At 62.0% G+C, this 25,069-nt stretch carries 22 protein-coding genes; 4 read left to right on the top strand and 18 right to left on the bottom strand.

The window, feature by feature from the left end; translation table 11 throughout:
* Window positions 1-20 precede the first annotated feature (20 nt).
* From JWS14_RS49325 to JWS14_RS49315, 3 genes are all read right to left on the bottom strand, one after another.
* A complete protein-coding gene (locus JWS14_RS49325) occupies window positions 21-641 on the bottom strand; it encodes a recombinase family protein (protein ID WP_206017360.1) in 621 nt (206 codons plus the stop codon).
* A 432-nt stretch (window positions 642-1,073) separates the two neighbouring features.
* Window positions 1,074-1,940, bottom strand: coding sequence for a ParB/RepB/Spo0J family partition protein (locus JWS14_RS49320; protein ID WP_206017358.1), 867 nt, complete (start codon window positions 1,938-1,940; stop codon window positions 1,074-1,076).
* Window positions 1,940-2,653, bottom strand: a complete 714-nt coding sequence (locus tag JWS14_RS49315; RefSeq protein ID WP_206017356.1) for a ParA family protein — start codon at window positions 2,651-2,653, stop codon at window positions 1,940-1,942. The genes JWS14_RS49320 and JWS14_RS49315 overlap by 1 nt, the downstream gene beginning before the upstream one ends.
* A gap of 984 nt (window positions 2,654-3,637) precedes the next feature.
* On the opposite strand from JWS14_RS49315, the gene JWS14_RS49310 reads away from it, so the two are divergent.
* The 3 genes from JWS14_RS49310 (at window position 3,638) to JWS14_RS49300 (ending at window position 7,677) form a co-directional block, all read left to right on the top strand.
* Window positions 3,638-3,856 (top strand): LuxR C-terminal-related transcriptional regulator, encoded by a 219-nt coding sequence (locus JWS14_RS49310; RefSeq protein WP_206017354.1) that lies wholly within the window; start codon window positions 3,638-3,640, stop codon window positions 3,854-3,856.
* Window positions 3,857-4,725: 869 nt separating this feature from the next.
* On the top strand, window positions 4,726-5,778 hold the full coding sequence (locus JWS14_RS49305; RefSeq protein ID WP_206017351.1) for an acyltransferase family protein: 1,053 nt from the start codon (window positions 4,726-4,728) through the stop codon (window positions 5,776-5,778).
* A gap of 402 nt (window positions 5,779-6,180) precedes the next feature.
* Window positions 6,181-7,677: an O-antigen ligase family protein gene (locus tag JWS14_RS49300; RefSeq protein ID WP_206017537.1), complete on the top strand. Its 1,497-nt coding sequence runs from the start codon at window positions 6,181-6,183 to the stop codon at window positions 7,675-7,677.
* Between the two features lie 317 nt (window positions 7,678-7,994).
* On the opposite strand, the gene JWS14_RS49295 is transcribed toward JWS14_RS49300, so the two are convergent.
* The 11 genes from JWS14_RS49295 to JWS14_RS49245 all read right to left on the bottom strand — a co-directional run bounded on the left by JWS14_RS49295 (window position 7,995) and on the right by JWS14_RS49245 (window position 20,452).
* Window positions 7,995-9,320 (bottom strand): UDP-glucose dehydrogenase family protein, encoded by a 1,326-nt coding sequence (locus JWS14_RS49295; RefSeq protein ID WP_206017536.1) that lies wholly within the window; start codon window positions 9,318-9,320, stop codon window positions 7,995-7,997.
* Window positions 9,317-10,336 (bottom strand): glycosyltransferase, encoded by a 1,020-nt coding sequence (locus JWS14_RS49290; protein WP_206017535.1) that lies wholly within the window; start codon window positions 10,334-10,336, stop codon window positions 9,317-9,319. Before JWS14_RS49290 ends, JWS14_RS49295 begins: the two co-directional genes overlap by 4 nt.
* Window positions 10,333-11,571, bottom strand: coding sequence for a glycosyltransferase (locus JWS14_RS49285; protein WP_206017534.1), 1,239 nt, complete (start codon window positions 11,569-11,571; stop codon window positions 10,333-10,335). The genes JWS14_RS49290 and JWS14_RS49285 overlap by 4 nt, the downstream gene beginning before the upstream one ends.
* 48 nt (window positions 11,572-11,619) lie before the next feature.
* The gene (locus JWS14_RS49280; RefSeq protein WP_206017533.1) at window positions 11,620-12,768 is read right to left on the bottom strand and encodes a glycosyltransferase family 4 protein; all 1,149 of its coding nucleotides are present in this window, start codon (window positions 12,766-12,768) and stop codon (window positions 11,620-11,622) included.
* 112 nt (window positions 12,769-12,880) lie between these two features.
* On the bottom strand, window positions 12,881-13,747 hold the full coding sequence (locus JWS14_RS49275; protein WP_206017532.1) for a glycosyltransferase family 2 protein: 867 nt from the start codon (window positions 13,745-13,747) through the stop codon (window positions 12,881-12,883).
* Entirely contained in the window at window positions 13,744-15,228 is a 1,485-nt protein-coding gene (locus JWS14_RS49270) for a flippase (RefSeq protein WP_206017525.1), read from the bottom strand. Before JWS14_RS49270 ends, JWS14_RS49275 begins: the two co-directional genes overlap by 4 nt.
* A complete protein-coding gene (locus tag JWS14_RS49265) occupies window positions 15,218-16,267 on the bottom strand; it encodes a glycosyltransferase family 4 protein (RefSeq protein ID WP_206017523.1) in 1,050 nt (349 codons plus the stop codon). The genes JWS14_RS49270 and JWS14_RS49265 overlap by 11 nt, the downstream gene beginning before the upstream one ends.
* Before the next feature lie 86 nt (window positions 16,268-16,353).
* A complete protein-coding gene (locus tag JWS14_RS49260) occupies window positions 16,354-17,502 on the bottom strand; it encodes a glycosyltransferase family protein (RefSeq protein WP_206017521.1) in 1,149 nt (382 codons plus the stop codon).
* Window positions 17,489-18,637 carry a glycosyltransferase gene (locus JWS14_RS49255; RefSeq protein WP_206017519.1) on the bottom strand — a complete coding sequence of 383 codons (1,149 nt, stop codon included), beginning with the start codon at window positions 18,635-18,637 and terminating at the stop codon, window positions 17,489-17,491. The genes JWS14_RS49260 and JWS14_RS49255 overlap by 14 nt, the downstream gene beginning before the upstream one ends.
* A 78-nt stretch (window positions 18,638-18,715) precedes the next feature.
* Complete coding sequence (locus JWS14_RS49250) at window positions 18,716-20,299, bottom strand: sugar transferase (protein ID WP_420855190.1); 1,584 nt, start codon at window positions 20,297-20,299, stop codon at window positions 18,716-18,718.
* A 12-nt stretch (window positions 20,300-20,311) separates the two neighbouring features.
* Complete coding sequence (locus JWS14_RS49245) at window positions 20,312-20,452, bottom strand: hypothetical protein (protein ID WP_206017518.1); 141 nt, start codon at window positions 20,450-20,452, stop codon at window positions 20,312-20,314.
* A 677-nt stretch (window positions 20,453-21,129) separates the two neighbouring features.
* Between JWS14_RS49245 and JWS14_RS49240 the strand changes: the two genes are divergently transcribed.
* The gene (locus JWS14_RS49240) at window positions 21,130-22,125 is read left to right on the top strand and encodes a recombinase family protein (protein ID WP_206017516.1); all 996 of its coding nucleotides are present in this window, start codon (window positions 21,130-21,132) and stop codon (window positions 22,123-22,125) included.
* Window positions 22,126-22,222: 97 nt separating this feature from the next.
* Here JWS14_RS49240 and JWS14_RS49235 read toward each other — a convergent pair whose 3' ends face one another.
* The 4 genes from JWS14_RS49235 to JWS14_RS49220 all read right to left on the bottom strand — a co-directional run bounded on the left by JWS14_RS49235 (window position 22,223) and on the right by JWS14_RS49220 (window position 24,736).
* Complete coding sequence (locus JWS14_RS49235) at window positions 22,223-22,384, bottom strand: hypothetical protein (RefSeq protein ID WP_206017514.1); 162 nt, start codon at window positions 22,382-22,384, stop codon at window positions 22,223-22,225.
* 36 nt (window positions 22,385-22,420) lie between these two features.
* On the bottom strand, window positions 22,421-22,987 hold the full coding sequence (locus tag JWS14_RS49230) for a hypothetical protein (protein WP_206017512.1): 567 nt from the start codon (window positions 22,985-22,987) through the stop codon (window positions 22,421-22,423).
* Window positions 22,988-23,165: 178 nt separating this feature from the next.
* Window positions 23,166-24,218 (bottom strand): hypothetical protein, encoded by a 1,053-nt coding sequence (locus tag JWS14_RS49225; RefSeq protein ID WP_206017510.1) that lies wholly within the window; start codon window positions 24,216-24,218, stop codon window positions 23,166-23,168.
* A gap of 248 nt (window positions 24,219-24,466) precedes the next feature.
* A complete protein-coding gene (locus JWS14_RS49220; protein WP_206017508.1) occupies window positions 24,467-24,736 on the bottom strand; it encodes a hypothetical protein in 270 nt (89 codons plus the stop codon).
* Between the last annotated feature and the right edge of the window lie 333 nt (window positions 24,737-25,069).

Below are 25,069 nucleotides of genomic sequence, written 5' to 3'. Positions count from 1 at the left end.
TCAATCGGCCCCTCCGGCTTTCAGGCCGACAGTTCATCCTCCGCCAACTCGGGCTGCGGTGCCGCGCCTGCGCGTTCATTGCGTGCGAGCTTGAGGTTCTCGTACAGGGCCGTCTTCTTGAGGTCGTAGCCCGCGCACAGGTCATCGACGGTGAATCGGCCGGTCTCGTGGTCCCGTAGCAGGAGGTTGCGGCGGAGCGGTGACAGTTTGTGCTGTTTTCCGCGCATCTTGCCCTTGGCCTTCGCGACCTCGACGCCGGCCTTCGTGCGCTGACGATTGAGGTCTGACTCGAATTCGGCCATGATCGCCAGAAATCCGATGAACATCTTGCCCATCGGATCGGTTGGGTCATACACCGTGCCGTCGATGTTGAGGGCTACGTTGCACGCGACGAGTTCGTCGACGATCTGGTTGAGGTCGCGGGCCGAGCGTCCGAGGCGGTCGAGCTTGGTCACCACGAGCTGGTCGCCGCTGCGGCAGACTTCGAGCGCGCGGGCGAGGGCCGGGCGCTTCCGGTTGCGTCCGGTGTAGCCGTGATCGGTGTAGACCTGAGTGTCGTCGACGCCGAGCTTGCTGAGCCATGCAACTTGGCCGGCGACGTCTTGTCGGGCGGTCGAACACCGTGCGTAGCCGATTTTCATGCTCGTCAGTATCGCCGAACGGGCCGACATCTCACATCGTTCGTTTTCAAGCGCGTCTTACCGGAATTTTCAACCGGACATCTATAACGAACGGGTCGGAGTCGATTCACCAGCCGTAGGTTCGCCGTGGAGCGCCGTTCTCCGGTGTACCGGTATGTCCTTGGCCAAAACGGACTCTGGTGACCGCAGAAAGGCGCTCAGCCCGTTTCGCCTCCGCGGCCGGCCTCGGTAACAGCTGACGAAGTGATGAGCGCAACCGTCAACTACTGCTCACCCTAGAAATGGGTAGACGCAGGCATAGTCGACGAAACGACGCGTCGTCGGAAGCGTTAGGTCGTCCACACGTTGTGCTCGGCAGGCAGTTGCATCACAGGGACTCTCGGTGCTGGGGCTGTTTCACGCATGGTGAACAGCCCCAGCCAGGTTCCTAGATCAGTGTCGATCGGTGAGTGCCTGGATGAGTGTTCGCAGTCCGTCGGCGTCGAGATAGTCGACCAGGGCGTCGGCGAGCGTGACCGGGTCGGCCTCCATGCGGCGGAAGGTGCGCGTGACCTTCGCTGCGGTGACGGGAGTTCTTGTCGGCTCACGGTTTTCAGGTTCAGGTGCGGGATCCGGCTCGGGCTTCTTGTGTCCCCGCTCTCGTTCGGCTGCCCAGACCTGGACCTGGGCCTCGGGTGGAACCTGAGCGAGTGAGCGGGCAGTGCGGACGGCGAGTTCGCCGTTGCGGAGCGCGGCCTGCAGTTCCGGCGCCAGGTTGAGCAGGGCCCGCCGTTGAGAGATCCATCCCTTGGACTTCGCAAGCTTCATGGCGGCCATCTCGACGGTCCCGCACTCGCCGATCAGAAGTTCGACGGCCTTGGCCTCTTCGATGACGTCGAAGTCGCGGCGGCCGACGTTCTCGATGACCGCCGCCGCAAGCAGGGTTACCCGGTCCTTGGCGACCTCGTCCTTGACGACGATGTCGAGGTTGGGGCGCCCGAAGTTTTCGGCGGCGGCCAGGCGCCGACATCCGTTGATCACCACCCACCGGGCGAGCCCGATCTTGGTTTCATCCTCCGGATACAGCCGCAGGTAGGCGTCCCGGGTGACGACCAGGGCGGGTTGGAGTTGGGTGCCGGTGATCGAGACCAGGTCGCTGAGGTCGCCGAGGTCGTCACGGGGATTGCGTGGGTTCGGTGCCAGTTCGCTCAGTGGCACGTTGGTCGGTGTTGCGCTGCTGCCAACGGGGCGGTCGACGGGGGAGTTGTCGCCGACGACGCCGGCGAGGGTCGCGAGGTTGGTGCGGGTGCCGCGTGCCATCACCGACCTCCGTCGATTCGCAGTTCCAGTGCCAGCCGGTAGAAGTCCTCCCGGGCTTGCAGAGCGACGCGGTTGGCGGGGTATTCGGTGACGACCAGGCCGTCGGCGCTTGCCCGGGCGTGCAGTTTGTAGTGCCGGATGACGGTCTTGGCGAGTGGCCACTTGTTCGCGCGGACGAAGTCCTTGGTCTCCTCGAGGTCGGACTTGCCGTCGCGGGGATCCCAGTTGTTGATCACAACCGTGTACGGAATGCCGCGGGGCTCGAGGATCTTTCGGATGGTGCGTGCGGTCGGGTCGAAGGACAGTGGCTCGGTTTCCATCGGCACGATGACGTGATCGGCAACATCGAGGACTGTTCGCAGCGCGTCGGCGGCCGGTCCGCGACCGAGTGGGTCGGAAGTGTCGTCGGCGGCGTTGAGGTCGATCCAGCCGGGGGTGTCGACGTACACGTGGCGAATGCCGGGCAGCTGACCCAACTGGCGGAGCCCGGTGAGGTCGTCGTGGGCCTGGACGACGTGAAAGGGCAGATTGTCGAGGCGGTCGGCCCACCAGATCGCCGAACCCTGCGGGTCGACGGAAACCGCGGCGACCGGGGAGGTGGCATCGGGGTCGTCGTCCTGATTGAGAACGTCCGCGGTGACGGCCGCGAGATTGACGGCGACGGTGCTCTTGCCGACGCCGCCCTTCTGATTGAGAAGGACATGAATGGTCATGGGACCCTTTCCGTTTGCTTCACCCACCTGTGTGGGCTACTTCGGACGGGATGCACGGTACGGCACCGGGGTGGGCGGGTCGGGTCCGACACGCGGTGTCCTGCGCCAGCGAATCGTCCTTGAAGCCGCGCCTGGACCTGGAGTGAGGAATTTTGAGTGGCGAACCGGTCTTGGTCAAGGCTGCTGATGGACGGGGATCTGGACGATTTCGCCATTGGATCTTGCTTGATTCCCCGTGAGTGGCTGAGGTTGAGGATCTGCGCAGCGCGGATGACAGCGTCGGGATAGATCGCGGCATGCGTGTAGATGCCGTGGTCGGAAGCCAGCTCAATAGCCATGCAAGGGCCGCCGCCCACTCGGCATCAGCTTCGCCCACGTGCCCCCGTCCAGCACAAGCCGATCAGAATACGAGCAAACCGTAGTGGCAGAACGTGCAACAAGAGCAAGATTCATTGACAAAGAGGAAGATCAACTGTCACAGGACGCGCGGCCGCGCGACGGAATGACGCGCCGATCATCAGGCCTGTCCTGGCTCAGTGGATCTGGCGAGATCGCAGCGGCCGCACCTGCTGTTCGCCAGGTCTATTGAGTCGCCGCGGCGACTTCGGACTCAAAGAACGTGGCGAGCATGGAATTCGGTGCCTCGATTCATTCCCGATCGCGGGTGACCACCTCGGATTCGCCAGGTTCGCTGAGCCGTCCGCCAGATAAGACCGCCGCACTCGCCAGATTCACTGAGCCGTCGCCACCTTCACCGAGTCAGGACAAGGCCCACTCCAACCCAGTATGTCCGTTTTGTCCGTTGTTTACCGCGGTAAACAACGGACAAAACGGACATTTGTCGCGGGTGCGCGCGTGGACCCATCCGGGTGGCGTGCCGCCTCCGAATCCCTACGGCAACTTATCGCGCCCGGGAAGGTGAGATCGTGTGACTTCTATTCCTGACTGACACCGGACTCTGTCGTGCAGCCGCACGGACGGCCCATGTTGACGCCGCGCGAGCTGGAGATCCTTCGCCTGTGGCTGCGTTGTGAATCGAAGGCTGTTGCCTCATCCGAGCTGGGTATCAGCCTGGGCACGATCAACACCCATCTGATCCGGATCCGAGCGAAGTACGCTGCCGCCGGGCGCCCCGTTGCCGACAAGGCAGGATTGCTGATCCGTGCGCTGCAGGACGACCTGGTGTCCCTCGCTGAGCTCTGACACCACACCTGCATGCCCCGACAAGGAGTGCTGCAGAGGGCCGACTTGTCGATCTCCTTTGGCGGGTAGTGGGGCCTGGCCGGGAACTCTCAGCAGGACCACTGACGCACGGGCATTCTCGTGGGCGACAACCGTTTCCTGCCAGTCATGATCGGTCCCGACGGCGCTGTCGCGGATGCCGGGAGTGGAACGCCGAGCTGCGCCCATGGCATGCCCGCCACAAAGAGCCTCGGTCTCTGCCTGGTGAGGAGATCGTCGGGTTTGGTCACTGAACACTATCGAGCAGTTCGACGCACGTCTCGCCGCATTCTTCGGACGCCCCTGACATGAGGGTTTACGCGGAACGAAATATATCGGCCTGATCGACATTGTCATTGACGGGGCGAGTGGTCGCCCGCCCCGCCGCATGCGTCATCTAGATCCCACTACCCACGAGATGACCGTGCTCGACGACTCGGTTCATTTCCTCGCTGTCGCAGATGCGGTCATCGAAGTTGCTGACAAAAGCGACGCCTGGATTGAGAGGAGTCGTTGTCAACCGTAGCTAGTGGTGCTTGTCATTCAGTCGATCTACCTGAGCGGACCGGAAAGCCGCGGGGGAGAATGCTTCGCATGTCGGACGATGCCAAGCGATGTGCCGAGGTGGCGTGTTGTGGAACGCCGGTTCCGGTGGCGGCGCCGTCTCCTCTCAAAACTCAGAGCGTGCCACGGGATCTCCGCTCATACCCGTGCGATGAGATGTACTACGTCGACGACGATCAGGTTGCACCGTGCAGTGCAGTGCAGTGCCGCGCCTTGTGTCATATCCAGTAGAAAGCCCCAGGGGTCGACAAGTGTCAGGAATAAGCAGGACCACGTACGACGAGTTCATGGACGATCGCCACTTCGCCCGCATCGACGGCCTCCGTGCGGTCAGCGTTCTGCTGGTGCTCACTATCCATAGCAAGGTGACGCTGCTCCACCGATACCTGCATGGGTGGATCGGCGTGACGATCTTCTTCGTGATCAGCGGATTCCTTATCACAACGCTGTTGTTGCGTGAGGAATCGCGAACAGGGCGGATCAACCTGAGCGGCTTCTATATCAGGCGCGTGTTTCGGATCCTGCCGCTTTACTACCTCGCGCTGGCGCTGACGTGCATCGCTGTGGCGCTTAGGCTCGCGGACGACCCGAGTCCATTCTGGCCCCGCCTGGTGTACTTCCTCACCTACACCAACGAGTTCGCACCGGACGGAACCTTCGGGCACACATGGTCACTCGGCATCGAAGAGAAGTTCTACCTCATATGGCCGGCAGTTGCGTTCCTGATTCCGGTCGCGGTGAAGCGTCGAGGATGGATTGGCGCAACCGTACTCGCCACGACCAGTGTCCTCGGACTGGTGGCGCCCTCGACCTACGTGGGCCTGTACGCGCCCATCCTTGCGGGCTGCGTCCTGGCGCTGGTACTGAACAATCCGAGAGGATTCGAGATCGCATCTCAGGCAGCGAAGCCCACCCTCGGGATTGCCTTCCTCGCGTTGTTCGTTCTTGCCGTCGTGGTCAACCCGGAAAACACCCACATGCAGGTACTCGTTGGGCTGACTGCGACCTTGGCGTTCCCGTTCTTACTATTCGGCCCGCCGCGGATCATGGGCTGGCTAGCGCACCCATGGCTCATGCACGTCGGGACGCTGTCGTATGCGATTTACCTTTTCCATCCATTGATCGGGAGCGCAGTCTCCGCCGTGATCCCGACCGAGCGAGGCGTCGCGTACTCGCTTCTGCACCTGCTCGGCATGACGGTGGCAACGATCGCTTTCGCGGAGATCATGCGCCGCTTGGTCGAAGCGCCGCTCATTGCCCGCGGGCGAGCGATCGCGAATCGCAAAGGATCTTCGCTGCCGCTTGCCCAGGAACAGGCTCCTAGTACGTTGCCTCTGTAAGCAGGTCCTTCGTGCTGGAGTTCGCTTCACGCCGGTGCTCAACCAGGCCACGGCGTCATGGATAGCGCCGGAGTTAAGAATTCTGGGCAGTCGGCCTACATGAGTAGCCACCGAATGCGATGAGTGAGAATGCGCGCAAGGCCATTGGTCGTGATGGCCATTGGGCGCATTGCGCAGCTCGGACGCGGGCGGATCTGGACGACGCGCGTGGCGGCAAGTGTTCGTCCGCACTTCCGTTGCCCGGGAGTGCGCGATCCAGCATGGTGAGCGGTGGATGAATCATTCACGTGATCTACACCGATCGTGTGGTCATGCGACCTGGCATGATGCACCCATGATCTGTCATGAGTGCCGGCACCCGGCCAGGCCCTACCGCAAGTGCACACATCTGTGCCACAGCCAGTGATCACCGCTGCAAGGCCCGCCGCGTTGTGGTGCGTTGGCATCGGCCTCGCCGCGGCACTCGGCTACGCAGTCGCGGTCAACCCGTTCTACGTTTCGGTCGGTTTGGCTGGTCTCGCTTCGGCGGTACTGACATTTCGCTTCCCCATCCCCGCCGCACTACTCATCGCCGCTCTCGCTCAGGAGATCAACCCGAATTCACTGACGCAGAAGGACACCTTGGTCGGTATCGGCCACGAGGTCTACTTCACTTCAATCGGCGGAGTCTCGGCACTGGTCATCCTCGCCGCGGTCGCGGCCGTCTCCATCGCCATCCGATGCGAAGCAGAAGGCATCGACTGGAAACGTTGCTTCCGCCCGCTGTCCGTGAAGGCCCTGCTTGGAGTGGGCGTTGCGGCAACACTCATCAACACATGGCACACAGGTAACGTCGTCGGGACGCTCCTCCGAGACGCCCGGTTCGGCATCCTCGCAGCACTCGGAATCATGGTCGGCCTGTATGCGGTGTCCAGCACGCAACGCCACAACACGGTGCGACTTTTCCGTGCGGCTGTCGCCATCCTCGGCGTTGGCGGAGTCCTGATCATCGCCAGCGGCACATACCTTCGGACCAACACAGGCCAACAGATGGCTTACTACGACGGCGCCACGGCAGCATTGGCCGGGGCTTACCTCGTCGGGTCATTCTTCAATCCGCATCGCACGCGGCGCGACATCCTCTTCGAGGTCCTGGCGACGATCACACTCGCCCTGTCATTCAGGCGGAACGTTTGGCTTGCCGCCCTGGTCGCCGCCATCGTTCTGCTGTTCCTTCAACGCCGACGAATCATCCGCGGCTTCCGACTGATGGTCAGTGCGGGTGGTTCATTCCTCGCGGTGTACTTCCTGTTTCCTGAGTTCTATGTGCAGATCACTACACACATGCAGTCGGGCATCGACACCCTGCTCGGCCGTTCCAGCGAGGTCAGCACAACGGGCCACGTGGACGACGTGTTCTACGGATACGACGCCGCGCTTCGAGCGCCACTGCTCGGCTATGGCCCTATCCAGCAGGTTCCCGGACTCTTCAACCAGAGCGGCTCGCTGTACGTGCACAACGAACCCCTCCAGTTGTGGCTGAAGTACGGCCTGATCCCAGTCGGCCTGCTGATCATCTTCGTGGCCACGTCGATCTGGACCGGATTGTGGCTGCTCGGTAAGAACCAGATCGAACCCTTCCCGGGGTCCGGCCTGCTGACGGGCTGGTCAACAGCGCTCCTGTTGATGTTGCCCGTCAGCCTCATGACCGCGCCCTACATATCGACCACTCAGCGGTGGCCGCTCCTCGTAGGCATCGCGGTCGGAATTCTGATGGCCGACCGGACTGGGATCTCCGCCCTGTCAACTCATGCTGCTGTTGAGGTTCTCGCCGTTGAACGAGATGTTGTCGAACCACGCAGCACCCGAAAGGCTGGCGTTGCCCTGTACCGCGATGAACAGCAGAGCCTCACGGTCTGACGCTCGACAGCTACTGGCTGCGGCGAGCGATACCTCAATCGACTATCCGATTCACTGGCTGATCCACAGAACGACGATGAACCCTTGCGCTCAATCTACGGCGCACCTATGTCCGCCAATTCGGCGGTTGGGTCGCAGAGTTGGCGTCATCGGCGGCGGGAACACCGAGGGTAGTCGAGCGGGGCGCGCATGGACCGAGGGCAACAGCCTAGGCGAATGGGGGGTTTTCCGCGCAACGCTCGGTACATCCAGTCGAGTTGGAGAGCCCGAGAGGAGCCCTGTCACTTACTGTATTTAGCGCAGCTTGAGCGGCACCATCACGGCCGCCCGAGCCCTCGGTACCTCCATCCAGCGTCGCGCCACTGTTGCGGATCGAGGCAGTTGCGGCCGTCGATAAGGACCTTGGTACGCACGACTGCATCCAGATCAGCCGGCTGCAACTTCTGGAATTCCGACCACTCTGTGAGTACGAGTACGACGTCGGCACCTTCGCATGCTTCGAGCGCGGTCTCGGAGTATCCGAGGGTCGGGAATAGTGCCCGCGAGTTCTCCATGGCCTTGGGGTCGTAGACGCTGACCGATGCACCTTGGAGCTGAATCTGCCCGGCTACGTTGAGGGCAGGTGAGTCGCGGACGTCGTCGGATTCGGGTTTGAAGGCTGCGCCGAGGATGGCGACGCGGGCACCGAGCAGGGAACCGCAGGCTTCGCGGGCGAGTTCGACCATACGTGTGCGTCGCCGCATGTTGATGTTGTCGACTTCGCGGAGGAATGTCAGCGCCTGATCGGCCCCGAGTTCACCGGCGCGGGCCATGAATGCTCGAATGTCTTTCGGCAGGCACCCACCGCCAAACCCGAGTCCGGCGTTAAGGAACCGTCGTCCGATGCGCGCGTCGTGTCCGATCGCATCGGCCAGGACGGTGACATCGGCTCCCGCCGCTTCGCACACTTCGGAGATCGCGTTGATGAACGAGATCTTCGTGGCAAGGAAGGCGTTCGCAGACGTTTTCACTAGTTCGGCGGTTGCCAGATCGGTGACGAGGAATGGGATGTTTTCCTCAAGGAGCTGTGCGTAGACCTCGCGCGCCACCTCTTCGGCCCGACCCGGTCGATTGTGGTCGACGCCGAGCACCAGTCGGTCTGGGTGCAGGGTGTCTTGGACTGCGAATCCTTCGCGCAGGAATTCCGGGTTCCAGGCGATCTCCAGGTCTTCCCCGGCGGGTGACAATTCGCGGGCGAGCGCGCCGAGCCGTTCGGCGGTCCCGACGGGCACGGTGGACTTCCCGAAGATTACGGCGGGACTCGTGATCAGCGGTGCGAGTGTCTCGACGACGGAGTCGACGAACCTGAGGTCGGCGGCAAACTCCCCCTTCTTCTGCGGCGTACCGACACCGAGGAAGTGCACGTCCGCGAATGCCGCGGCCTCCTCGTACGAGGAGGTGAACCGCAATCGGCCTGCGGCGATATTGCGCTGCAGCACGTCCTCGAGGCCAGGCTCGTAGAACGGCACGTGGCCGGCTTCGAGCTTCGCCAGCTTTGCCGGGTCGACATCGACACCGAGCACCTCATGACCGAGTTCAGCCATGCATGCTGCATGGGTGGCACCGAGGTAGCCGGTGCCGAAGACTGCCATCCGCGTAGTCATGCGTTCCGCCTCTCGCCGGATCGGACGGCAAATGTGGCAATTGCTTTGGCAAGTTCCTGTTCGGGTTCAGACGATATCTCGAACACCATTTCGGCTTGTTCTCCCAGTCCACCGACGTCGCTTGCGATGACGGGTTTGTCGAGCTCCCTCGCGAGTGCTGCTACTCCACTTTGACTGGAGACCGAGTATGGGCACACGATTACGTCCACTAGTCGCACCAGGGCCACCAGTTTTGGCAGGCTTAGATATTCCTCGATAACAACCATGTCTTGATTCGAGCCGAGTTCCACATTCGAGAGATCCTCAACCGCACCCTTGTCCTCGCCGGCGTATACCAAGGTTGCGGCAACACCGCTCATCCGAACCGCCGCGGCAAGTAGCGCGGGGTTCTTGTCCTTTCTGAGCTGTCCGACAAATCCGATGACCAAACGGTCCTTCTTGCGGATCTTCTCTTCCCAGAAGAGCGTGTCACTCACCGAGCATTCGGGAATGTACATGGACAGTTCGTCTCGCACGATCCTGTTTGCCGGGATGAACGGGAAGTCGCGGGAATTGTAGAGTCGCAGGGTATCCGCAGTTTCGATAGCCATATTGAGTGCACCATGCGACAGACGGCTGCCGTCACGTGCGAATGAGTTGTGTGGCGCGAAGGTGACGGGTGTTCGAGTTGCCTTTGCCCCGAGGATGATGAGTGCGAACAGGCCGCCGCCGAACTGTCCCTGAACCTCGATCCGCGATCGTCGTGACGCAAGGATCAGGTGAGGAAGCAGATATGCGAGCGACCACGCCAGGGTCAGCAGAGTACGCCATGTCCTGGGGCCCGACCTTTGCCACCGCATGCATGAGCAGTATTCCGCCCGTGGCAGGTCCGGTGTTATTTCCGCATCCCGTGCCGTGTGGATTACGACGCGTGAGAACTCTCCGTACTTTTCTTTCTGCACGGATCCCAGCACGTGCTGATATACCCCGCCGCGCCCGCCGGGTTCGACGATATGGATGCAGTCCGATGGACTCATCGTGCAGACCTCTCTACCTCACGCGGTTCAGCACCTGGCCCCCGGGATGAGGCGATCTGGGCCACATCGTGCATCAGCGTCCTCGTTGCGTGTCCCCAGTCCAATGTCGGAGCGTGGATGTCGATTTCAGTTTCGATTGTGTGTCGTCGATCGGCATCAGACAGTAGGCCCACGATGCTGCGCGCGTACTGGACTGCATCGTCTGTTCGTTCGACGCCATCCGCGAATATCTCTGGAACCGATCGATACGAGTACTCGGTGGTGACGACGCATCTCCGGTGTGCGAGGAACTCCAGTATTTTGAGTTGGCTTCCGCCGCCGGCGGTCACCGGCGCAACCGCCACGGCCGAGTCCTGCAGCCAGGGCGTCAGGCTGTCGACGGTGCCCGCTACGCTCACGCCGGTTTGATGCCGTGCACGCGAAAACGCCTTGTCGGTGTTTCGTCCGACGATGACTAGTCGCGCGTGCGGCAGTTCGGTGATGACGTGTGGCCAGACGCTGTTGATCAGCCAGTCGCCCGCATCCTTGTTGGGCGGATAGTCACCGTTGCATGCGTAGATGACGTAGCCGTCGTCGGGCGAGCGGACATAGTTCGCAGGGACATCTGTTGCGTTCGGAATTAGCAACGTGGGTGCGTTCCATTGTGCAATTCGGTCGGCGTCAGCGGCGCTGACCGCGATATTCGCGTGCGCACGGCGCGCTACTCGAGGTTCCCAAATGCGTGCTTTCCAGCTCTCGATCCGCGGAAGGATCGCCGAGACTGATCGGCGCTTCGCCGCTATCGATTTTTGCCTGTCGATTTCGACGTTGGGGAAGTCGACAATCGAGGGCGTGCTCGCGGGTGCCGGAATGACTGCGGCCAAGTAGGAATGGGTATAGATGACGAGATCGAACGAACCCTCCGCCAGAAGTCCAGGGATGCGTCGTCTCTCGCTCCGCTTGAACGCCGAACGCCCGAGGCGCGGACCCAGTGACAAGTAGTTTCTTGCCGACCGATCGAATGGCACCTGGACTTCGATGTGGTCGATGTCCGGAGGGGTGTCTGCCTTCGGTCCGAATATAACGAGGTCACAGTTGCTTTTGAGCGCTGTGAGGATACCCGCGACGCGGGCGTGACCACCGGTACGGATAGGCCAGGTGCTCTCCGCGGTCACGACAGCTACGCGTAGCCGTCTGTCGGGGCCGCCCCGCTCCGGCGGACGAGAGTTGCCGGCCGCATTGGATGTGTTGTTCACGATCGCTCCACTAGAGAAGAAGGGCAAGAAGTCTTCACACACCTCGGATCACACGAGCGCCTGCACCTCACACAGGTACGCTGCCCCGTTCACTCGCGCGGAATATTGGGACGGCAGATCCGAGATGCGCTGCGAGGCGTTTCGGGTTGCCGGCCACGTGTGGGCGATGTCGGTTGGTGAACCGGAGGTCAATGTCACCCTGTCACGGAGGTCGTCGGGGACATTGCACTGCGCGGTCGTCAGGACCGGGAGTCCCATGGCGAGGGCCTCGAGCAAGGAGAGGGGCAGGCCTTCGTGACGTCTGGTCGGGAAGATCAGGGCATCTGCGCCGCACAGTAGGTCGATGATTTCTTCCCCCTCGACGTGGCCGAGGAAGCGGACGCGATCGGCGACGCCCAGGGTCTCCGCTAGTTGTGCGAGACGGGTGCGCTCCGGGCCCCCACCTGCAACGAGGAGCAGCCGACCCGCGGCGCCTGGCACCGCCAGCGATCTAATCGCGACGTCGACTCCCTTCTGCTTGTGCAAGCGGGAAAGACTCACACCAACCGAGGTGTCGTGCGCGATACCCCACTCGGCGCGGATCGATTCTCTCCGGTCGGCATCGAAGGTGAACTTGAGTGAATCGATCCCATTGGGAATCAGGCCGATGCGTGACTTCGGTGTTGTGTACGGCCGGGCCGTCAGCTGGTCGCGGACCTCCTTCGACACCGCCCATACCCGGTCGAAGCGCCGATAGGCGTAGGCCTCGCGGGGGATGCGCGCACAGTTGATAAGAACCTTCATCCACTCACGGATTCCGCCCGTCGTTACCGAGGACTGGACTTCCGCCCACGCTGTTCCGTGACACTGCGCGACCACCGGGAAGGGTCGGCGGCGTCCCGGTAGCAGCGAGGCTCCCGCGGAACTGATACTGATGACGAGATCGGGTTGCCACTGCAGCGCTTGCTGGTGCTTGAACGTGCGGATCCACCAGGCGAGCGAGTATCTCCCCGGCCGTCGGGTCGGGACCTGCCATATCTGCTCGAACACCCGGGTTGACGGATGCCCGACGAGGCCGGGGCATTGCGTGGTGAGCATGGACACGCGGCAGCCCCGTGCCACGAGGTCCTCCGCCAGAGCATGGAGTGCCACTTCCATTCCGCCCTTGACGCCGTGCGCGAGGGTGATGCGAGACACCATGAGTATGCGGGGTGTCATGACTGTCCTCCGGGAGAGAGCGCGTGGGGGCGGAGGGATGCCCCGGCCGCGGTTACACATGTCGGCACGCCCACCGTTGCTGGGTCTCGATCAACTGCTGGCATCACGATCCTCACGTAGCCAGTCCCAGTCGGGAACGAAGGCGATGCTGCAGTCCGTGAGCGACGTCGCCGAGCCGCGGCCGCACCGTTTTCCAGACCTCGAGGGGCACGATCGCGGTGCGGGGGTCGATCTTTCGAAGCGCGATGGCATGGCGACGCTGGAATCGAAGTTCGTTGACGAGGACCCACGCTTCGTACTGCAGACGCATCCTGGGATGTCCGCCGGAGAATCGGCGTTCCAGCCAGGAGAAGGTTCTGCTGGTGCGCACAACGCGGTGGCCGTTTTCGACCATTCGCAGGTAGAAGTCAGTTTCTTCGCGCCAACTGTTGCCCTTGTAGGACCCGTCGAAGCCGACCTGCAATGCGGCGTCCCGCCGTACCAGCGCGGCGGAGCAGATGAAGGGGACTTCGATGTCGTCTCGTGTGAACACGGATTGACTGTCGCGGAGCCCGAAACTCTCCGAACGCGCCGTCGCCTTTTCCGCGGCGACAAGTTCGATATCCGCTGTGGTCGCGTTCAGCCAGGGCGCCCCGACGATGCCGACGTCGGTCCCCGAGACACTGTCGAACAGCTTTTCGGCGAAATCCGTGGGCACCATGTCGTCGTCGTCGATCATGAGAACCCAGGGGTATGCGGCGGCTGCGAATCCGGTGTTGCGGGTGTCCTGGATGCCCGAGTGTCTCTTCTGGATGATCCGGATTCTGTGATCGCGGGTTGCCGCCTCGGAGAGGAGTTCGTAGCTCCCATCGGTCGAGCCGTCCAACACGAAGAGCAGCTCGTCGACACCCCGCACCTGGAGCTTGTTCTGGAGGGTGAATTCCAGGGCATCTCGCCTGTTGTACGAGCAGCACAACAGGGTTACGCAGTTCGAGTTCATACATCCGCCTCGTGCTTGGTGGAGACAATGGTCGTGACGTCAGCGCGCGCCACCAATCGCAGAGCGATCACCAGCACGCAGTACGCGATCGCACCGAGCGCGAAAGCGGCATAGGGCCCGTACAGGCCGTTCGTCACGGTGGCGACCGCGTAGGTGACGGCTCCGGCTGCCGCGAATCGTGCGAAGACTCCGATGGGCGCGGATAGATTTCGGCGGATGTACAGGGCCAGATAGACCGATACCACCAATGCGACCTCGGTCGCCACCGCCGTCCACGCGGCACCGACAGCCCCGAACCGCGGAATCGCCACCCAGTTGGCGAGCACGTTCAGGACTGCAATCGCTGCCACGATTGCCAGGTAGATCCGGAACTCGCCGCAAGATACGACGAGGCTGTTCACGATGTACCCGAGAGAAATGAACACGAACGACACCAGCAGAATGGGGAGTACCGCACCGGTCGGCACGAACGTCTCGCCATAGATCACATCCACGACAGTCGCCGAGACGGCTGATCCGATAGACACAACCGGGATGACGAAGAGCAGGAGGATGCGGGTTGCAAATGCCGCCCCCCTGGTGACCGCATCCGAGTTGCGACCGTCACGGCTCCGCACCGCGAGGAGCGGCGTGAGCACGAAACCTACGGTCGCAGGAATGATCTGCAGCGCATCGATGAATCGGAATGCCGCCGAAAAGTACGCCGCCTCCGTCGCCCCTCGGCTCGAGTACAAGATCATTCCGTTGAAGCGGTAGTAGGCGGTGACGCACAACGCAGCCACCCCAAACGGAAGTCCCGCTCGCGCCATCGATATCGCGCTGGCGACCGCGTTGGACCAATCGACGGTCACCAGGCGCCGCGTCACCACGGCAAAGATGACGGCTTGGACGATGTTCGACACCACGAAGGCGATGGAGAATTCCACCAGCGTCGCGTTGGTCAGGGCGAGTAGGGCTGCGAGTCCCAGCCAGACGACGTTCTGAACCAATACGACCGCGGATGCGACATCGGGTCGGAGCCGAGATTGCGCGATTGCCGAGGCGCTGCCAAGGCCGGTGAGCGCTAGCGTGCTGAGCACTATCATCACGGCGATCCGTGCGCTGGTTCCGTCGGTGATGAGGACGCCGATGCCGGTCATCGCGATCATGGCGAGCACGCCGAGGACCGAGCGCCCGAGGATGAGGCCTGCGGCGATCTCGGCGCGCACTTCGGGGGTGCGGGCCATCTCTCGAACGGCGATCTGCGTGATACCCAGATCGGTTAACGCCACGCCCGTGCTGGCGAGGGTCAAGGCGAGGGACAGTGTGCCGAACTCTTCGGTACTGAGCCCCCGTGCGAGTACCGCGGCCACACCGACACCCAAGGCTGCTCCCAGTATGCGCATGAGCAACTGGGCCATGGATCGCAAGGAGAGACTTCGGCGGGAGACCGCGACCGTGTCGAGGGTGGCGACAGGGTCGCCGTGTCGTTCAGCGGGCATCTGCGACCACCTTGCGCATGATCTGTTCCCACCGGGCACTGAAGGCCTCCCGGCTGGCGATCTTGGAGACGAACTGTTGCCCTCGCCGGCTCACCTCGGAGGTGTCGGTGGTGGCGACGGATCGCAGACGACCGGCCAGGGCAGTCGAATCCGGCGCGGCGATCAGTTGGTCGTACTCGGGCACGGCGTCCAACAGGGTCTCGATGAACCCTACATTCGACGTCACCAGCGGAACGCCGCACGACAAGGCCTCGAGAACGACGAAGCTGCAGGCCTCATAGCGCGACGGGAAGATCACGGCATCGGATGCTCGATACGCGACGGCCATCTGCTCTGGTGTCAGCACGCCGAGTGCCACTGCGGAGGCCGGGGCCCGGTTTCCCGCAACCAGAAGGTCGAAGCCCGCCTTCTCACAGGTCTCCACCAGCAAATCGGCGCCCTTGCGCGGCTCGAGTCGGCCGACGAACAGGGCGCGCGGGCGATCACCCTGCAGCCCTAGACGGCGGGCAGCCGATTCCTTCGATTGCCGGCTGTTGAACAGGTCGGTATCGACCCCGTTGGGAATGATCGCGTCGGACCTGAATCGGTAGTACTGTGCGACCTCCCGGGACGCGGAGTCGGACACGGAGACACGGAAGGCGCCGCGGCCGCCGAGATACTCGGCGAGGCCGAGAGTCACGGACTTTCGTGCCCTGTTGTGCCAGGATTGTGCCCGGCCATTCGCCCGCATATGGTCGATGATCGTCCCGTGGTAAACGTGAATACGGGGACACTCCGACCGAAATGCTAGAAGGCCGTTGGTGATCACGAGATCCGGGTTGTAGTCGCGGCATTGGTGCGCGAGGTGTTTGCGCGCCTTCAGCTCGGAAATCCCGAGTCGCGAGTCGAGCGACCGCGGCGATGGGGGGCCGATGACACGAGCCTCCCAGCCGAGCTCGGTGACGACATCGACGAGCATGGTGCAGAACCGCTCCACCCCGCCGGCGTTACCGGACGGGTTGGGGCTGACGACGAGCACGCGCACAGGTTCGTCACTCATTGGGTCGGCACCGCCCGAGGGCCCGCCGGCGAGCACGAGGAACCCCAGAGACCCAGGCCGTGGGTGGTGCTAGAGGCACACCGCTCTCATCCATTGAGCTCACCGAGCAACACCCGGGCGTCTGCCAGCCGGTTCTTCCACGAGTACCGCGTCGCCGACACACTTCTCACTTTCGCCTCCGCCTGATCGAACCCGGCGATCGCGGACGATACCGTGGACGCAAACGTCTCTCGCGGAACGATGTCGAGCCCGGTGATCTGTTTGTTCTCCAAACTGGGGAGCGCGGTGGATACCACCGCCAGTCCACCTGCGAGGTATTCATACACTTTCATGGGGAAGACACCGGCGGTGTAGCCGTTGACCTTGTAGGGAACGAGTCCCACCATCGACGTGCGTATCTGCGCCGCGAGCGCCGCCAGATCGAGATTTCCGAGATAGGTGATGCGCGGGTGTTCGAGCAGTTCGGCGATCTCGATGCCGCCGCCGGCGCCGTCGACCGCGATCGGACCGGCGAGTGTCACCGGTACACCGCGGTGGACGGTGTCCCGAATGAGTTCGAAATCCAGTTTGGAGGGTGTGAGGTTTCCAGCGAAAATCGCCCTCGGGATCTTCTGCTCGCCCTGGTCAGCGAAGATGTCGGTGTGGGCGACGTTCTCCCAGAGCAGGACGTCGGTACGGCCGCTGTCGTGGAGATGCTGCTTGACGAATTCGCTACTCGCCACCACAACGTCCGCGCGGTCGAGCAACCTGCGTTCCGCCTCGAGCAGGGCGTTTCTGGGCACGCCGGGAAGCTCGTGCAGCAGGTCGACCGAGTGATAGACCGTGTGTGAGTGCGTCTTCTCCAGACCGTATGTCAACGGCGAGAAGGTCCACAGGACGCCACGGTCCTGGCTCTTGTCGATCTTGCGCTGAATCGAATGGCGGATAAGTGTCTGGTTGGCTCGTCGGACGGCCCGCGAGCCGTGCACGGGTATCGCGAGCGGAGACAGGACGTGCAGATTGGGGGGCCGCCGCCGGTGTGACTCGCCCGTCGGCGCGGCGCTGCCACGTCGGAGCTTTCGGGCGACGCGCTCGAGGTCGCTACGGTTCACCCCGGGACGCCGAAGACCGAGGGATTCGATGTAGTTCACGTGCAGGTCATCGGCCAGGCCGACGGCGAGATGCTGCTTATTGGTCCACACCGCGCTGTCGAAGTCGGCGGTGGACAGAACAGTCACCGAGCTAGGCATTTTCATAGAGGGGTTCCATTCCGCTCTGGCGAAACCGTTCATATCCGGCCCACTCGACGATTCTCTTCTTGAACACATCGGTCGAAAATTCTGCGGCACGCGTCCGCGCCAGCGCGGAGTCACAGCTCAGTGCGCGGTCTACGGCGTACTTGACCGAGGACCGGTCGCGCATGTCGGCCAACGCTCCCGTCACACCATCAATGACTGTCTCCCTCACGCCGCCGACCCGGTTGCCGACTACCACCGCCCCCGCTGCCATTGCCTCGACCGGGATGATTCCGAAATCTTCGACCGGCGGGAAGACGAACGCGGAACAGGCCTGAAACAGCGCGTACAGGAGGGCATCGCTCACCCGTCCCAGGAAGATCGTGCTGGGGTGGATCGAGTCCGCGTAGTCACGCAGCCGCTGTTCGTCCGGCCCGGTTCCCACGATGACCGTGGGCATGCCGGTATCTGCACCGGCGCGGATGACAATGTCGAGACGCTTGTATTCCACCATCCGTGATGCGCCGAGGAGAAAGCCGGACGGCAGTGCCGCGAGGACGTCCAACTCCTCATCGGTGAGGTGGGTGCGCCAATCAGACACCTCTTGAATCCGCGACACCTCCACCGGCGGATGGATGACCGTCGACTCGAGACCCCACGAGTCCGCGATTCGATCGGCAACGAAGGAGCTGTTGGCGGCAATCAAGGTTGCCTCTTTCGCCCGGACACGGTCCAGTGCACGCAGCGCGGGACCGGCAAGCCTGACCAGCGGTTTACGGCCCCTCGGGTCGTATTCGGTTGCCCAGAGGTAGCGCGCCGGCGTGTGGACGTACAACAGCTTCTCGAAGTCCGGTGTCCCGGGTGAGAACCGCGCGTGATGCGCGAACAGATGCGTGCTTATCAACGCCCATGTATAGCCGGCGTTCCGCTGGCGTCGCCAAACAAGGGGCGCTACGGGGACGCATAGGGCCTTGTTATGGCGCAAACGGCTGCTCGAGAGTGCAGATTCGCGGACGACTCGGCTACCGTACCGGTCCGGGGCATCGTTCCACAGACACACGATGTCCGCCGACGGCATCATCTCGGAAAGACAGTCGACGACCTTCTCCGCGCCGCCGGCCTTCTCAATCCACTCGTGTACCAGGACTCCGGACATCGTGCCTTTCCCAAAAGATTTAGAATTCGTTCGAAGACCTAGATTTGCCGCGACTTGACGGAGAGACTCTTCTCCGAATCAGTACGCTCCGGTGCCAGCGCAGACTGCTCGCACGGTCTTTCCGATGATGAGCAAGTCGCCCATCATCGACCAGTTCTCGACATATGAGAGATCTAGCCGCACAGTCTCTTCCCACGACAGATCAGATCGCCCGCTGACCTGCCACAGCCCAGTTATCCCTGGCTTGACGAGCAGCCGGCGCCGCACAGTCCCGTCGTACGCCTCGACCTCGCGACGAAGAGGAGGGCGCGGACCGACGACACTCATTTCGCGTCGCAAAACGTTGATGAACTGGGGCAGCTCGTCGAGACTGTACTTCCGCAGGATCCGTCCGACACATGTGACCCGGGGATCCTCACGCATCTTGAAGAGCACACCAGCGCCTTCGTTGGTGTCCATGAGCGATGCGACCTGCTGGTCGGCGTCGACAATCATGCTGCGGAACTTGAGCATCGGGAACGGCCGGCCATCGAGGCCCATCCGCTCAGACTTGTAGAAGACGGGTCCTTTACTGGTCAGCTTGATCGCGACTGCGATGAACAACAGAACCGGGCTGATCAGGATCAGCGCGAGTGTCGCGAACACGAAGTCGAAGGACAGCTTCGAAAACCTCTGCGCACCGTGGTACTGCGGCTTCTCCACATGGATCAGCGGAAGGCCAGCAACGGGACGCATCGAGAGCCGAGGGCCCGAGACGTCCATCATCCCCGGAGCTACCACGAGGTCGACGTGGTGCGGCTCCAGCGCCCACGCCAGATCCCGCATGCCGTCGTGACCGAGGTGCTCGGTTGCTGTGACCGCCACCGTGTCTGCCTGGCAGAACTCCAGCGACTCCACAACGGCCATCTCGTCTCCGAGTACGGGAATCTCGCGCCCATTAACGGTAATTCTGTCGCCATGTTTGCCGGTGTGCCCCGGGATGCACACGCCGACGACGCGGTAGCCGTCAGCGGTGCCGCGGGCGAAGGATTCGGCGAGGTTCCGCACCGAGCGCTCACCGCCGACGACCAGGACGGACGTCTGGAACTCTCCATGCGACCGCTTGCGCGCGATCACTTGGCGCCACACCCAGCGGTTTACCATCAGAGCAACCAAACCCACAGGGAATGCGATGGCCAAGTAGAGGCGTGCCAGGTCAAGCCTGAAAAGGAGCGCCAGGATCGCAATGAAACCGAAGAGGCGCACGGTCGAAACAAAGATACGGCGGTACTCGTCGGGGCCGCTGCCGATGACGCGGATGGTGCGGGTCCGGAAGATCACCAACGTCACGAGCCATGCGACCACCAGCAGGGCAGACACCAGCGTGTAGCTCAGGTTCTGAAGAGCTTGGCCGGTGGTCAGAACACCGCTGTCGCCGAAGCGAATCCACTGAGCCAATCCGACGGCGGCGATCACTACCAGGGTGTCGGAGATCAGCAGTCGCCGTATGTACGTCGCCTGCCACTCTCTACGACTCCCGAGTCGTGCCGTCTCCGAAGAGACGGTTGTCGCACCCGGCGCACCCGGCGCACCCGGCGCACCCGGCGCACCCGGCGCACCCGGCGCACCCGGCGCACCCGGCGCACCCGATGCGGGGCCGAGCGGAACATCGAATGCGGTCACCGTTCGTGCCTTTCACCTGAGAACCAATGAGTCGGCAAGCGCTGCTGTCTTGCGACTGTTGGCGGTGAATTCCGACCGCCCCCCTTGTATTGCTGCCGGGTTGATGATCGCACCTTCAACCATCATCGTTACAACCAGAGTGGTGAGCGTCACAGCAGCGAGAGTTCAACCGCGAGAACAGGTTCCTGCGCAGGTCACGGCGCTATATATCGAATGAATGACACGGCTTACACCACACTGAGCGCCGCGGATAGGGACTAAAGTCCTGGCGCACTGAAAGAAGTTCCGGTATTTTGCGCGAACTCTACTCGAGAGTCAGATCAGGTTTAGTGCTACATCCGGTGACCACGCTCACTCGGCTGTCCACCCCTCAGAGCGTCCAACCATTCGATGCTGGTCCTTCACTGTCTTCAGATGGTCACAAGGGACGTTGCTCTTTAGCGATGCGTCCCGAGTTACTCCTCCCGACCCTCGGCGGGAGGGGCCCGCGGATCCCTACGGGAATGAGGACCCCTGCCTGAACGGAGATGGGTTTCGCCGTGGAGTCGGCAACGGCGGAGGACAAAAGCCAAGCTTGCGCCCGTCTAATGAACCGCATAGTGGACATGCAAGACGATGTCGGGGCAGCCATCAGCACACGGGCAGGGATCCCTGCGACGATCTCAGTGGGCCCTCAGCAAAGAGTCTCGGCATATAGCGCCAGCAAGGCGAGTACAGCGTGTATGTACAGTCACTGGACTATGGTGCCGCGCGGGTCGATCTCAACAACGACTCGACGGCCACGACAGAGCCCGGCGACCAGGCGACGACGTTCAGGCGAGCACGAAATCGTGGATGCACAGGAACGGATGATCGGAGCAAGCGAGCAGGCCGCTTTGGACGGGGAGTGGCGCACCCGAATTCCGATGTTCGGATACACGGCACACGGAGCGGCAGTCGTGGAGTCGGAGGCCGCTGCGATACGAGACGGCGCGCAGTTGCTGCTGTCCGGGGTGTCCACGGGCGAAATCTCGCGGAGATGGAACGCAGCCGGACTGATTACCCGCGAGGGGAATCCGTTCACCAGCAAGAAAGTGGTTGCGGTGCTACGAAATCCGACGTATGCCGCCCTCTCCACATACAAGGGCCAGATCGTCGGTGCCGGACAATGGCCGGCCATCATCGACGAAGACACACATCAAGCAGTAGCCGGAATCCTCGACGGCCGACGCACGGTGGCACGGGATCGTCGCTGGCAGGGTTCGGGCCTCTACCGCTGCGGCAAATGCGGGAACACGGTGCACGTCACCCAGAGCCGGGCCACGAACTTCTACGTCTGCAAAGAGGCATCCCACCTGTGGAGGCGACAGGACACCCTCGACGCGTACATCGATACGCTGGTGATCGACGGCCTCACAGCGGCGGAGGACCCACATCCCACGTTCGACACGTCCGACGACGAGGTCGACGTCCCAGCACCGGGAGCAGAACGGGATAGGTCACCGAGTCGGCGCGAAGCGCTGGCGCAGGTATTCGCGGCCGAGGAAGTCGACGTACACCAACTGAAAGCGCGAACCGCACAGGTCAGGTACGAGCTCGCCCGGATCGATGCCGTCCTCAACGCTCAGACACAATGGGACCGGCTGGCGAAGTCGATCGGTGCCGACGATCTCCGCGCGCGATGGGAGAAGATCGATGCCGACGAGCTCCGCACACGATGGGAAAACATCAGCGCGGACCAGCGCGGCACCGTAATCGCACAGCTGATGACGGTGACCATACTTCCGTCCCCACGGGGCCGCCAGGGGTTCGACCCGGCATTCGTACACATCGAATGGAAGCCCTAACCTGTCGGCTCCGGTGAGCATCCCGCCGATGATCGCGGTGAGTTTCCCTGTCGGGTTCACCGCATCTGAGGCCACCCGCGTGCAGGCGAATTTGCCTCTAATCCCGTCTGGTGCTTTTCGCCTCTTCGGTTTTTTTGCGGTCTTCTTTCTTCTGATACATTCCGCCGTCGTCGGGGCCTTTGGGTCGTAGGAATTCCAAGGGTTCCGCTTTTTTTTGTGGCCCGTTCGACGATTTTTCGGAACCGGTATCTTTGCTCATTGCTTTCCTGCCTTTTGATGTTTCTTATGGCTTCGACTATGTCGTGGAGGGTGTCTCAGGTATGAGGATTTGAGAGCAGCTGATCTCGATGTTTCTCCATCTCCAACGGGAGTTCGGTTTCCAGACTATCCGAGCTACGAGTCGAATCGGCATTGGGTCTTGCCCTCCGAGGAAGAGTAGGAGTTCGTCAGCCAGAGTCTCACCTGGCTCGAACCACTCGTCATTTTTAAATATTCCCCAGTTTGCCAGCTCGGTCCATTTCGTTCTCGTGAGTGGTGCAATAGGAAGTGGTGGTTGGATGTGACCCCAAACGAAGAGGTCGGAGCTGTCTTTTGCAGGCTTTGCTGCCGAGGAACCAATATTCTTGAGCGTTATCCGCACAAGCAAATGAGGAACATTGTCGATGAACTGCCATGTACCAGCGACATTGGGCTCAATACGTAACCGAAATGTTCGACCCTTAACGAATTTGAAGTATGCCCAGATCCCGCCTGCAAGCACTGCAAGTGTAGTGACGGATGTTCCGATAATTTCGATGATTGTTTTCAAGTTGTCGAGGCTGCCGGGTTCAGGATCTTCAGCGAGAGGCCACTCTACGGTCAAGTCGCACCTCTTTTAGGTTTGGGAGGATGGTCAGCACGCCCGATTCGATCAGACCAGTCTGTTTATCGTCCTCCCTGCACTGGCTGATGTCACCCGACTGCTCGCTCGCCTTGAAAACAACCAGTAGAAGAGCGAGCACCAAAGCGTCAGGCTGCCGCCCACGCTGCTCGGTGGCCGCTCAGTGGCCGCGGGACGATAGATGTTCCTGCGCTTGGAATAGGTATGAGTAGGCGCTGCCAGGATCTGCTCGGCGATGAAATCCGAGAAGCGCTCCGATTGCAGAGATCCCTGCAGCGAGGGGGTTTCCCGCGGCGAGCGAAACAGCGCTACCAGCGATCCCGACCCCGAAAGTAGCTAGAGGACGACGCCATGATGTTCGAGCTAGTCGCCGCAGCTGGTCAGCAGCGTCCGCCAGCGCCTCGCGGCGGTCTATGAATGCTTCATCGCGAGCGGCCTGGTCGAGTTTTGAGGCATCTCGCACAAACTGTCGAAGATCACGGATGTATGCACGGTGTTCGGCGCCATGTCTCTGACGGAAATCGAGAACTTCATCTAAGGGCACCGAGCTCAGATCGAGAGTGACCTGCTCAAGGTCGACGGCGACTACATGGCCTGTCGTCGGCAGCGAAACGCTACCAAGTGTGTCCATCAGCGCTTGTACCGTTCTTGGATAGGGACTGGAGGGCTGAAGGGCATATCCAGCCGATTCTGCGGACGCGCGCAGGAGTTGTGGAAGTACGGTGAGAACGAGCGTCCGCACGGCGGGGTGTAATGGGATTGAGACACCGTCCTCGCTAGCACGAGCTAAACCACGCTCGCGGAGCTCCTCAAGCACAACCTCAGTCAGCCCGGCGTCGGCAGTTCCGCCGAGTCTCGAGTGAGATAGCGCGGCGAAGGCAGTATTGGCATCGAGATCGTCAAAGACACCTGCTACGAGCAACTCGACCAACAGTTCTGTGAGGGTCTCCGTGGTCGCCTGGTCGACGAGCGTCTCGGGACTGAGCCTCACCAGCAGCCCCTGGTCGGCGAGGGGTTGTGCCAGACTAGGGTCGGCGAAAAGGGGACGTTCCCGCATGTAGTCCGGAACAAGAATCGCTACACCATCAAAGAACAGCAGCAAACTCTTGATCCAGTCGCCTTGTTCTCGTAGCCAGTAAGGCTCGTGATAGTAGGCCACTTCGCGCAACCTAGTCTCCGGTGTCTTTTTATGCGCGGCTGTTGATTCGGGCATGTTCCTAGCTTCCTCGGCTTGGTCAGGTTGCGTATCCCGTTTTCGGTCTCCTCATATCGGTGAGTGTCTTCGACGACCCAGGCTCCCTTCGGTACCGGGATCCATCGGTACTTCGCTGCCAATCAAGGTCCGCGCGCAGATGATGCGCCGGCCCCGTCTCTCACCCGGATCAAGACGTATTGCCAGTGTCACGTCCGCCCCCAAATCGTTCGAATGATGGATATGGCCGCCTCGATAGGATCGACCGATCAATCATTGAAAGACCCGATCTTTGGCGGCCAAGCTCGAGTCTGCGAGATGATCACTGTCATGCCGACGACGAGGGTGCGGCTGCGTGGGTCGCATTGCTGCGTGCGGTCGCGCGAAATGGAGAGAAACTCGATCTCGCAAAAGGGCTTGCACCCGCCTCCGCCACCCGAAGTCCCGCCAACGCTGACAGCTGGGGGCCGGAACGGCAAATCCCTGCCGCCGCGCTCCGCGCCGTACTCATCGACCGTGACCTTTTGGTCAATCCCCATGGGTTACGGATCAATGGCGCACGGATCACCGGTCCGGTCAATCTCGCATACGTGCAGTTCAAGTACCCCCTTCACCTCACTGCTTGCCACATCGACAACGTGCGACTTGAAGAGCTCGACGCTAAAGGAGCTCGACTTACTGGGATCCCACGTCAAAGCGATTCGGGCCGGTGGGGTCCATATCGACGGTGGCCTCAACCTCCACAACGTCACCCTCACCCTCGACGACCACAATCACAACAAGACCGCCGTCGTCCTCGACCTCGGCAACGCGCCGAAATCACGGGGTCGGCCGAGACGGCCAGCGACCCAAAGACGAACGGCATTTCGAGG

Source organism: Rhodococcus koreensis (genome assembly GCF_017068375.1).
Classification (GTDB): Bacteria; Actinomycetota; Actinomycetes; order Mycobacteriales; family Mycobacteriaceae; genus Rhodococcus_F; species Rhodococcus_F koreensis.
Note: the sequence above shows the minus strand (reverse complement) of the source record. Positions and strands in the feature narration are given on the sequence as shown.